Source organism: Pseudomonas sp. 2FE, from assembly GCF_005503735.1.
Lineage (GTDB): Bacteria > Pseudomonadota > Gammaproteobacteria > Pseudomonadales > Pseudomonadaceae > Aquipseudomonas.
In genome coordinates this window covers 107,314-118,514 of record NZ_SCMO01000006.1, presented here as the reverse complement: position 1 = coordinate 118,514, position 11,201 = coordinate 107,314, and the positions used below count along the sequence as shown (strand labels likewise).

The 11,201-nt window shown below is 62.7% G+C and carries 10 protein-coding genes; 8 read left to right on the top strand and 2 right to left on the bottom strand.

The features are described 5' to 3' along the window. Positions 1-122: 122 nt before the first annotated feature. The 6 genes from rpsF (at position 123) to alr (ending at position 5,029) form a co-directional block, all read left to right on the top strand. On the top strand, positions 123-545 hold the full coding sequence (rpsF, locus tag FFS12_RS12155) for a 30S ribosomal protein S6 (RefSeq protein ID WP_137818578.1): 423 nt from the start codon (positions 123-125) through the stop codon (positions 543-545). A gap of 28 nt (positions 546-573) precedes the next feature. Continuing rightward, positions 574-804 carry a 30S ribosomal protein S18 gene (gene rpsR / locus FFS12_RS12150; protein ID WP_002551829.1) on the top strand — a complete coding sequence of 77 codons (231 nt, stop codon included), beginning with the start codon at positions 574-576 and terminating at the stop codon, positions 802-804. Positions 805-840: 36 nt separating this feature from the next. Further along, a complete protein-coding gene (locus FFS12_RS12145; protein ID WP_137887058.1) occupies positions 841-1,734 on the top strand; it encodes a hypothetical protein in 894 nt (297 codons plus the stop codon). Between the two features lie 21 nt (positions 1,735-1,755). Continuing rightward, a complete protein-coding gene (gene rplI, locus FFS12_RS12140) occupies positions 1,756-2,202 on the top strand; it encodes a 50S ribosomal protein L9 (protein ID WP_137887057.1) in 447 nt (148 codons plus the stop codon). A gap of 110 nt (positions 2,203-2,312) precedes the next feature. Then, positions 2,313-3,710, top strand: coding sequence for a replicative DNA helicase (dnaB, locus tag FFS12_RS12135; RefSeq protein WP_137887056.1), 1,398 nt, complete (start codon positions 2,313-2,315; stop codon positions 3,708-3,710). A gap of 245 nt (positions 3,711-3,955) precedes the next feature. Continuing rightward, entirely contained in the window at positions 3,956-5,029 is a 1,074-nt protein-coding gene (gene alr / locus FFS12_RS12130; protein ID WP_137887055.1) for an alanine racemase, read from the top strand. 145 nt (positions 5,030-5,174) lie between these two features. On the opposite strand, the gene FFS12_RS12125 is transcribed toward alr, so the two are convergent. Then, positions 5,175-7,082: a diguanylate cyclase domain-containing protein gene (locus tag FFS12_RS12125; RefSeq protein ID WP_372239463.1), complete on the bottom strand. Its 1,908-nt coding sequence runs from the start codon at positions 7,080-7,082 to the stop codon at positions 5,175-5,177. A 214-nt stretch (positions 7,083-7,296) separates the two neighbouring features. On the opposite strand from FFS12_RS12125, the gene FFS12_RS12120 reads away from it, so the two are divergent. Beyond that, the gene (locus FFS12_RS12120; protein ID WP_137887054.1) at positions 7,297-9,594 is read left to right on the top strand and encodes a YgiQ family radical SAM protein; all 2,298 of its coding nucleotides are present in this window, start codon (positions 7,297-7,299) and stop codon (positions 9,592-9,594) included. Between the two features lie 176 nt (positions 9,595-9,770). Here FFS12_RS12120 and FFS12_RS12115 read toward each other — a convergent pair whose 3' ends face one another. Continuing rightward, positions 9,771-9,953: a hypothetical protein gene (locus FFS12_RS12115; protein ID WP_137887053.1), complete on the bottom strand. Its 183-nt coding sequence runs from the start codon at positions 9,951-9,953 to the stop codon at positions 9,771-9,773. 316 nt (positions 9,954-10,269) lie between these two features. Here FFS12_RS12115 and FFS12_RS12110 point away from each other — a divergent pair, with 316 nt between their 5' ends. Then, positions 10,270-11,118, top strand: coding sequence for a mechanosensitive ion channel family protein (locus tag FFS12_RS12110; protein WP_137887052.1), 849 nt, complete (start codon positions 10,270-10,272; stop codon positions 11,116-11,118). Positions 11,119-11,201: the final 83 nt, after the last annotated feature.

Here is an 11,201-nt window from a genome sequence, read left to right as displayed (position 1 = left end):
AATGGCGCCCCTTGCCGTGACGGCAGGCGCTTATGTGCCTTTCAGTTCGGCAAGACACACAGTGTCATTCACTCCTTGTCTGACCGCTTTTGGCGGCAGGCTACAACCCGTAAGGAGCATTTATGCGTCATTACGAAATCATCTTTCTGGTTCACCCGGACCAGAGCGAGCAAGTCGGCGGCATGGTTGAGCGTTACACCAAGCTGATCGAAGAAGACGGCGGCAAAATTCACCGCCTGGAAGATTGGGGCCGCCGTCAGCTGGCCTACGCAATCAACAATGTTCACAAGGCTCACTACGTGATGCTGAACGTTGAGTGCACCGGCAAGGCCCTGGCTGAGCTGGAAGACAACTTCCGTTACAACGATGCCGTGATCCGTAACCTGGTCATCCGTCGCGACGAAGCCGTAACCGGCCAGTCCGAGATGCTCAAGGCTGAGGAAAATCGTAGCGAGCGCCGCGAGCGTCGTGATCGTCCTGAAAGCGCTGACTCCGTCGATGGCGATGACAGTGACAACAGCGACAGCGATAACGCTGACGAGTAATCCACGGATCTATTGAGGAGCCACTCTCATGGCACGTTTCTTCCGTCGTCGTAAGTTCTGCCGTTTCACCGCTGAAGACGTGAAGGAGATCGATTACAAAGATCTCAACACTCTGAAAGCCTATGTGTCCGAAACCGGCAAAATCGTTCCTAGCCGTATCACCGGTACCAAGGCTCGTTATCAGCGTCAGCTGGCCACCGCTATCAAGCGCGCCCGCTTCCTGGCCCTGCTGGCCTACACCGACAGCCACGGCCGCTGAGACCGGACGGTCGACAAGAAGTAAGGGATAGATCGCATGCGCGCCTTAGCTGAGTTCATCATGCGCGGTCGCATGCAGGCCACTCTCGTAGTGGTGGGTTCCGCGGCGTTGCCGCTGCTGTTCTGGTTAAGTGCTGCCGCAGGTTGCCTGGTGCTGCTGCGGCGCGGTCTGAGCGATGCCGTTGGCATCCTGGTTTGGGCCCTGCTACCGGCTTTGGTCTGGTGGTATTTCGGCGAGCCGCGCACCTTGTTGGTGCTGCTCGGGTCGCTGGGGCTGGCGTTGTTGTTGCGCGCCGGCCAGTCCTGGACTCGTGTGCTGCTTTGCAGCGTGGCTTTAGGCCTGGTGTATGGCTTGGTCTTGGGTGCGGAGTTCCGCGAATTCATCGAGGCGCTGGTGGGGGAGTTGCAGAAACTCTTGCCACAAGCACTCGGTGAGCTCCACCAGCAGTTATCGGTGGATGAGCGAGCGCATCTGGATGCCTTGCTGGCGCCTGTACTGACCGGATTGTTGGCAGCTGTGCTGCAGATCGTCAGCCTGCTATGCCTGATGCTTGGGCGTTATTGGCAGGCGGCGTTGTATAACCCTGGTGGTTTTGGCCGCGAGTTTCGCGCGCTGCGACTGCCGTCACCGCTGGCGATGTTGCTGCTGGTGAGCATGTTGCTGGGGCCCAGTCTGGGGTCGCAGTTGGCGATGCTGACACCGTTGTGCAGCGTGCCGTTGGCGTTCGCCGGGCTGGCCTTGTTGCATGGGCTGGTGGCTGAAGGGCGACTAGGCAAGTTCTGGCTGGTCGGGTTGTACGTAACCCTGCTGCTGTTTATGCAGTTGATCTATCCGTTACTCGTGGTATTGGCCATTGTCGACAGTCTGATTGATTTTCGCGGACGCCTGGCGCGCAAGAACGGCGCCGGCCCTGCGAACGGTGAAGGTTAAAAGTTAAGAGGTAAGACCCAAATGGAAGTCATCCTGCTGGAAAAAATCGCCAACCTGGGCAACCTGGGCGACAAGGTGAACGTTAAGGCCGGTTACGGCCGTAACTTCCTGCTGCCGCAAGGCAAAGCCACCGCCGCTACCGCTGCGAACGTTGCTGCGTTCGAAGTGCGTCGCGCCGAGCTGGAAAAGCTGGCTGCAGACAAGAAAGCTTCTGCTGAAGCTCGCGCCGCCCAACTGGCTGAGTTGGAGGTGACCATCACCGCCACCGCCGGTGACGAAGGCAAGCTGTTCGGTTCGATCGGTACTCACGACATCGCCGATGCCCTGACCGCCTCTGGCGTGGAAGTGGCGAAGAGCGAAGTTCGTCTGCCGAACGGTACTATCCGTAATGTTGGCGAGTTCGACGTTGCTGTGCACCTGCACTCCGACGTTGAAGCAACCGTCCGCGTTATCGTGGTGGCTGCCTAAGCAACACCAATCGCCTAGCACCTCGAGTGCCGGGCGGTTAACATCGGGCACGGCCCCGCGTGAGCGGAGTCGTGCCTTTTGTCTTTCTGTACCCCTGATTCCGTGTGGCCATGAACGATATCTCCGCCCCCGAGCAGTACGATCTGCAAACCGCCGCCCTCAAGGTGCCGCCGCACTCCATCGAGGCCGAACAGGCCGTGCTCGGTGGCCTGATGCTCGACAACAACGCCTGGGAGCGGGTGTTGGACCAGGTGTCCGACGGTGACTTCTATCGGCATGACCACCGTTTGATTTTCCGCGCCATCGCCAAACTGGCCGACCACAATCAGCCGTTCGACGTCGTGACCTTGTCCGAGCAGCTGGACAAGGAAGGGCAGACTTCCCAGACCGGCGGCCTCGCTTATCTCGGTGAGTTGGCGAAGAACACCCCGTCGGTGGCCAACATCAAGGCGTATGCGCAGATCGTCCGTGAGCGGGCCACCCTGCGCCAGTTGATCGGCATCAGCAACGAGATCGCCGACAGCGCCTTCAATCCGCAAGGCCGGGCGGCGGCTGAGATTCTCGACGAGGCCGAGCGGCAGATCTTCCAGATCGCCGAAGCGCGACCGAAAACCGGCGGCCCGGTCGGCGTCAACGCTCTGCTGACCAAGGCCATCGATCGTATCGATACCTTGTTCAATACCGGCGCCGGCATCACGGGCCTGTCCACCGGTTACACCGATCTCGATGACAAAACCAGCGGCCTGCAGCCGGCCGACTTGATCATAGTCGCCGGCCGTCCGTCGATGGGTAAAACCACCTTTGCCATGAATCTGGTGGAAAACGCCGTACTGCGTAGCGACAAGGCGGTGCTGGTGTACTCCCTGGAGATGCCCGGCGAATCGCTGATGATGCGGATGCTCTCCTCCTTGGGGCGCATCGATCAGACCAAGGTGCGTTCCGGGCAGCTGGACGACGACGATTGGCCGCGCCTGACCTCGGCCGTCAACCTGCTCAATGACCGCAAGCTGTTCATCGATGACACCGCCGGCATCAGCCCCTCGGAAATGCGCGCGCGTACCCGCCGGCTCGTCCGCGAGCATGGTGAGGTGGGTTTGATCATGATCGACTACCTGCAGCTGATGCAGATCCCGGGTTCCGGCGGTGACAACCGGACCAACGAGATTTCCGAGATCTCGCGCTCCTTGAAGGCCCTGGCCAAAGAGTTCAACTGCCCGGTAGTGGCCCTGTCGCAGCTCAACCGCTCGCTGGAGCAGCGGCCGAACAAGCGTCCGATAAACTCCGACTTGCGTGAGTCCGGTGCGATCGAGCAGGACGCCGACGTGATCATGTTCGTCTACCGCGACGAGGTGTATCACCCGGAGACCGAGCACAAGGGCATTGCCGAAATCATCATCGGCAAACAGCGGAACGGCCCGATCGGCTTTATCCGCTTAGCGTTTCTCGGCAAGTACACCCGCTTCGAGAATCTTGCCCCAGGCAGCTACAATTTCGACGACAACGAGTAATCACCGGCCCGAACCTACTGCGCGTCACCCAGGCTGTGTCGCGCGGTGCTCGCACAATGGCCTCTGGCCGTTGAACGCCCAGAGGGCGGCCCGAAGGGCGAGCGTAGTGAGTCATCCTCATGGACATTAAGTCCACTGCGGTTGCTACGCTCCGGGCTTCTTGCCTGGGTGGCGCTCGCTACGGTTCGGCGAGCCGGGATTCCACCTAGTGCATCCTGTCTTCTTCGTTTCAAGGACTTCCCTCCATGCGCCCTCTAATCGCCACCATCGATCTGGCTGCCATTCGCCATAACTACGCGCTCGCCAAGCGCTGCGCGCCGGGGCGTGAGGCGTTTGCGGTGGTCAAGGCGAATGCCTATGGGCATGGTGTGCGCGAGGTGGTCGGCAGCCTGCCGGAGGCCGATGGCTTTGCGGTGGCCTGCCTGGAAGAGGCGGCCGAGGTGCGGTTGGTGAATGCCGAGGCGCGGGTCCTGTTGCTCGAGGGCTGCTTCGAGCCGGCGGAGTACCAGGCCGCTGCGCAGCTGGCGCTGGATGTGGTGGTGCAGGGGGCGGAGCAGGCCGAGGCCTTGCTCGCCGCGCAGCTACCGGGGCCGCTGAATGTCTGGCTCAAGCTCGACAGCGGCATGCACCGGCTGGGTTTTACGGCTGATCGGCTGCGACATTGGCATGGGCGTCTGGCTGGCGCGACGCAGGTCGCCGAGCTCAATCTGCTCAGTCATTTCGCTTGTGCCGATAAGCGCGGTCATCCGCTCACCGAGCAGCAGGTGGAGGCCTTCCTCGATCTGCTCGATCTGGATTTCCAGCAGCGCTCGCTGGCCAACTCGGCCGCCATCCTGACCATCCCGGCGGCGCATATGGATTGGCTGCGGCCGGGCATCATGCTCTATGGCGCCACGCCTTTTGCCGAGCTGACGGCCAAGGAGCTGGGGTTGCGCCCGGCCATGAGCCTGACCGCGCAACTGATCGGCCTGCGCGACGTCGCGGTTGGCGAGAGTGTCGGCTACGGTGCCGGCTGGGTCGCGCGGCGGCCATCGCGGATAGGCACTGTCAGTTGCGGTTATGCCGACGGTTATCCGCGGCATGCGCCTTCCGGCACGCCGCTGGTGGTGCGCAGCCAGCGCGTGCCGTTGGCGGGGCGGGTGTCGATGGATATGTTGGCGGTCGATCTGACCGATTGTCCCGAGGCGCAGTTGGGCGATGCGGTCGAGCTGTGGGGCACGCAATTGCCGGTCGATGAGTTGGCCCAGGCCTGCGGCACTATCGGTTACGAGCTGTTGACCAAGGTCAGCGCCCGGGTACCGCGGCGCTACCGCGCATAAGGCGGCGGTAGCGTCGTAGGCTGGGTAGAGCGAAGCGACAAAACGGCAGGAAAGCCGTTTTGCACAGCTTCAGCTGCCCGCAGGGTGAGGTGCATGGATGCACCTCATGAAACCCAGCCTGGATGTGACGCTCGTAGACAGCTCCTCAAAGCAGCCCGCTCGGCACCTTCAGCACATCCAGTTGCAGGCGGGCGTCGCTGCTCAGCTCGCCATCGGCGCCACACAGGGCGAAGCCCGAGCGGCCGCGAGCCTTGACCTGGTACAGCGTACCGTCGGCGGCCTTGTACAGGCTGGCGAACTGCTCACCATGCCGTGGGTAGAGCGCCACCCCGATGCTGATGGTCACCACCAGCCGCGCCGCGCCGTAGAGCACCGGCTGGGCCAGCTCGGCGAGCAGGCGTTCGGCGATCTCGCGAGCATGCTGTTCCGCCTCCGGCCCGCCGATCAGCACGGCGAACTCGTCGCCGCCCAGGCGCGCCACCATGTCGTTGCTGCGCACATGCTGGCGCAGGCGCTGAGCGATGGTTCGCAGCATCAGGTCGCCGGCGTCGTGGCCATAGTTGTCGTTGATCGGCTTGAAGTGATCCAGGTCGATCAGCATCAGGGCCACCGTCTCCGCGCGCCGTTGCGCATCGGCCAGCGCCACTTCGACGCGTCCGATCAGATAGCGGCGGTTCGGCAGCTCGGTCAGCGGGTCGTGGAAGGCCGCGTGCTGCAACTCCTGCTCACGCTCGCACAGGTTCAGATTGGCTGCGGCCAGCTCGGCGGTGCGCAGGGCCACGGCCGTCTGCAACTCGTCGGCGCTGGCCTGCATCTGGCTCAGGCGCGCGGTTTTCTCGCGGTCGGCCAGCTCCAGTGCCGCGGCTTTTTCCTGCTTGAGAATCTGGATGCGGTAGGCCAGGGCGAAGGAGAACAGGATCGATTCGGCGGCCACCGCCAGGGGGAACAGGTAGGCGGTGAAGTTGCCCGGCTGGATGATGCCGGCGGCACGCAGCAGCAGGATCACGGTGCTGGTGAGGATGGCGCCGTAGCCGAGCAGGTAGAGGCGCGCCGGGAAGAAACCTTGGTGCCAGCGGATGCCGGCACTGATCAGGGCGGTGGGTACGGTCGCGATGGGGATCAGGGCGATCAGCAACGCGGCCTCGGCGCGCAGGCCGAGGGCGTTGATCAGCAGGGCCACCAGGTAGAGGGCGCAGCCGGCGCCGAGGAGGCGATGAGCCCAGGGCAGGCCGCGTTTGGTGTAGAGCAGTTCCTGGGTAAAACGGGTGACGAACAGGCCCCACAGCGAGGGTAGGGTGATGCGGTCGAGCCAGACGGGCACTGCGGCGTCCGGCCAGAGGTATTGGAAGCCATGCCCGGTCATGCTGAGGATGAACACCAGACCGCCGGTCGTGGCCAGCACGTACCAGAGGTAGGCGCGGTCGCGCAGGGCTAGGAGGATGAACAGGTTATACAGTAGGAGAGCGAGGATCACCCCGTAGATCAGGCCGAGGGCGAGGTTCTCGTGAGTCGCTTGCCGTTCCAGGTCGCTCAGTTGCCAGATGTTCAGCGGGAAGGAGTTGCCGGCTGGGTCGTAGCTGCGCAGGTAGAGCGTCAGCGGCTGCTCGCCGAGTTCGGGCAGGCGGAACAGCATGCGCCGGTAGTCATGGTCGCGGCCAGCGGCATAGGCGACCCGCTCGCCGGCCTGGCGCTGGGTCCAGCCGCCACGGTCGTCCGGCAGATAAACGCGGAGGTCGAGCAGGGTGACGGCGCCGACCGCCAGCCACCAGTCGCGCGTCACGTCGCTGGCGCGCGCCAACTGCAGCTTGATCCACCAGGGGTGGCGGCTCTGGCCGACGCTGGTGCGTCCGGCGGCTGGCTGGAAGCGTTGCTGCACCGCCGGGTCGGTCATGTCGTCGATCGTCAGCTGGCCGCCGATATCTTCCAGCAGCTCGATCTGTGCATTCAGCGACAAGCCGCTGCTGGCGCGTTCCAACACTATGGGGGCGGCACTGGCCGAGCCGCCGATGCCGGCCAGGCACAATAAGATGCTTAGGGAGATTAAACACCGCACCGCTCAGGCTCCATATGCCCGGCCTCTATAGGGCCGGGCGCTATTATTTCCGGCCGAGTATAACCATAAGCCGTGCCTGTAATCGCAAAGTGTCAGACAAACTCTTTCGCTTCTGTGGGCGCGGCTAAGGCCCAGCGCTACGGTCGGATTTGGTTAAAATTTGTGCTATATTCCGCGCCCGCGATTTTCCTCTTGAACGCCATCGGTCACCGACATGCACGCAGCCAAGCCGTTATTCGACTATCCCAAGTACTGGGCCGAATGTTTCGGGCCCGCACCTTTCCTGCCGATGAGCCGGGAAGAGATGGATCAGCTTGGCTGGGATTCCTGCGACATCATCATCGTCTCCGGCGATGCCTACGTCGATCACCCGTCCTTCGGCATGGCTATCATCGGCCGGCTGTTGGAGGCCCAGGGCTTTCGCGTCGGCATCATCGCCCAGCCCGATTGGACCAGCAAAAACGACTTCATGAAGCTCGGCGAGCCGAACCTGTTCTTCGGCGTCGCGGCCGGCAACATGGACTCGATGATCAACCGCTACACCGCCGACAAGAAGATCCGCTCGGACGACGCCTACACCCCCGGCGGCCTGGCCGGTAAACGTCCGGATCGCGCCAGCCTGGTGTACAGCCAGCGCTGCAAGGAAGCCTACAAGCACGTACCCATCGTATTGGGTGGGATCGAGGCCTCCTTGCGCCGCATCGCCCATTACGATTACTGGCAGGACAAGGTTCGCCATTCGATCCTGATCGATGCCTGCGCCGACATTCTGCTGTACGGCAACGCCGAGCGCGCCATAGTCGAGGTCGCCCAGCGCCTGTCCTACGGCCAGAAGATCGAAGAGATCACCGATATCCGCGGCACCGCCTTTATCCGTCGCGATACCCCGCAAGGCTGGTTCGAGATCGACTCCACCCGCATCGACCGGCCGGGCAAGGTCGACAAGATCATCAACCCCTACGTCAACACCCAGGACACCCAGGCCTGCGCCATCGAGCAGGACAAGGGCCCGGTCGAAGACCCGCAGGAAGCCAAGGTCGTGCAGTTGCTGCCGAACCCCCGGCTGACCCGCGACAAGACGGTGATCCGCCTGCCGTCCTTCGAGAAGGTCCGCGGCGATGCGGTGCTCTACGCCCACGCCAACCGCGTGCTGCACCTGGAAACCAACCCGGGCAACGCCCGTGCGCTGGTGCAGAAGCATGGCGAGGTGGATGTCTGGTTCAATCCGCCACCCATCCCCATGACCACCGATGAGATGGACTACGTGTTCGGCATGCCCTATGCGCGCATTCCGCACCCGGCCTACGGCAAGGAGAAGATCCCGGCCTACGACATGATCCGTTTCTCGGTGAACATCATGCGTGGCTGCTTCGGCGGCTGTACCTTCTGCTCGATCACCGAGCATGAAGGGCGGATCATCCAGAACCGTTCGCAAGACTCGATCATCCGCGAGATCGAGGAGATACGCGACAAGGTCCCAGGCTTCACCGGCGTGATTTCCGACCTCGGCGGGCCGACCGCCAACATGTACCGCATCGCCTGCAAGAGCCCGGAGATCGAGTCCGCCTGCCGCAAGCCGTCGTGCGTGTTCCCAGGCATCTGCGAGAACCTGAATACCGACCACTCGTCGCTGATCCAGCTGTACCGCAGCGCCCGTGCACTGCCGGGCGTGAAGAAGATCCTGATCGCCTCCGGCCTGCGTTACGACCTGGCGGTCGAGTCGCCGGAGTATGTCAAAGAGCTGGTCACCCACCACGTCGGTGGCTACCTGAAGATCGCCCCGGAGCACACCGAGGAGGGTCCGCTCAACAAGATGATGAAGCCGGGAATCGGCAGCTATGACAAGTTCAAGCGGATGTTCGAGAAGTACTCGAAAGAGGCGGGCAAGGAGCAGTACCTGATCCCCTATTTCATCGCCGCGCATCCCGGCACCACCGACGAGGACATGATGAACCTCGCCCTGTGGCTCAAGAGCAGCGGCTTCCGGGCGGATCAGGTGCAGGCCTTTTATCCCTCGCCGATGGCCACCGCCACCGCCATGTACCACTCCGGCAAGAACCCGCTGCGTAAGGTCACCTATAAGAGTGACACGGTGAACATCGTCAAGAGCGAGCAGCAGCGCCGCCTGCATAAGGCCTTCCTGCGCTACCACGACCCGAAAGGCTGGCCGCTGCTACGTGAGGCGCTGACCCGCATGGGCCGTGCCGACCTGATCGGCCCAGGCAAGAACCAGCTGATCCCGCTGCATCAGCCGGCCACCGACAGCTACCAGAGCGCACGGCGCAAGAACTCCACCCCGGCCGGCAGCCACAAGGTCGGTAAGACCCAGACGCTGTTGACCCAGCACACCGGCTTACCCCCGCGCGGCAGTGACGGCAGCAACCCCTGGGACAAGCGCGAGGCCGCCAAGGCTGCCGCTTTCGCCAAGGGTAAGGAAGAAGCCAAGGCCCGTGCCGATGCGAGCAAGGGGAAAGGCAAGAAGCCAGTGAAACGGCCCGTCGTGCCGCGTTAATTCGCCGCGATCAGCAAAACGCCAGCCTTAGGGCTGGCGTTTTGCATTGTGCGCTTTGCATTTCGAGTTGCGCGAGAGCGGCGCCGAAGGGTTGTTGACGGTCGTGCGCGGGTGAGTCGCAGAGTGCCGGGTGGGATCCAAGCCTGGGCTTAGCCGTCTCAACCCTGCCTCGGGGATCAGGCGCTAGGGGCTTCGTCGGCCGGCGCTTGATCGGCAGCTTCGTCGGCGGACGACTCGGCTTGCTCCAGTTGTGCCTGTTCGGCCTGAGCGGCGTTTTTGCGCTGCAGTTTTTCCTCTTTCTTCTGCTCTTTGGCGAGATCGCGCTGACGCTTGGCGAAGGAATAATTAGGTTTGGCCATTGGTGATCCTCTCTCGTGGGGCGATGTTGGATGGATTATGCCAGTGAGTCCTTCGACTTTGGCTTGTTCTCGACGATTCACTCCGATTAAAACGCGATTATCCGCGCAAAAGCCCCGGAACGCTCCGACTAGCGCACCTCAGCAGCCAGATCCGGGCTCCGGCGCCGCTGGGTTTGCCAGGGTTTAGCGCCGCACAGCCCTGCCAGCGGCCCTGCTAACCGCTCTGCGGCCTTATCCGCGGCGCTTAAGTTTCCCGCCAGCCGGCGTTTGGCGTGCTAGCTTTTTTGAGTCATTCCCCAGCACTAGGCGCATAACCATGGACGAAACAACGATCGTTAATGTGGGTACGGAAAAATTCAACTCGCTGGTCAATCTGGCTTCGCAGTACGGCGCGGCGTTTGCCATCAAGATTCTCTCGGCGGTTGCATTTTGGGTGATCGGCCGCTGGCTGATCGGTTTCGCCGTCGGTCTGGTGCAGAAGTCATTGGGCCGGCAGAGGGTCGACCCGACCGTGCTGCGCTATGTTGGCTCCTTTATCACCGTGACGCTGAACATCATCTTGGTGATCGGTATCCTCGGTTTCTTCGGGGTGCAGACCACGACCTTCGCGGCGTTGCTGGCGGCGGTCGGCCTGGCCATCGGTATGGCCTGGTCCGGGCTGCTGGCGAACCTGGCGGCGGGCGGTTTTATCATCGTGCTGCGGCCGTTCAAGGTTGGCGATTTCATTAGCGCCGGCGGCGTGACCGGCACCGTGGTCGAAATCGGCCTGTTCGCCACCGCGATCAACACCCCGGACAACGTGTTGACCTTGGTCGGCAATAACAAGATCTTCTCCGACAACATCCAGAACTACTCCCATAACCCCTTCCGCCGGGTGGAGTTGAAGGCGCAGCTGTCGGGCGCGGCGGACTACCAGGCGGCCATCGCGCTGCTGAAAGGCCGTATCGCCGCGATCCCCAACGTCCTGGCCGACCCTGCGGTGGATGTCGAGATCCTCGAGTTCAATCTGCTCGGTCCGGTGCTGGCTGTGCGTCCGTACTGCCATAACGACCAGTACTGGCAGGTGTATTTCGACGCCAACAAAACGATCAAAGATGCCCTCGGCGAAGGTGGCTTCCCGGCGCCAATGCCGGCGCAGACGGTGATCATGCAGCAAGCGAGCTAGCTGCGACTGGGCCGGCAGTGGCGCTGCCTGGATTGGGTACGGCGCAATTAAACGGAGGAGCTTGCGCCGTATGCCGGGCGAGG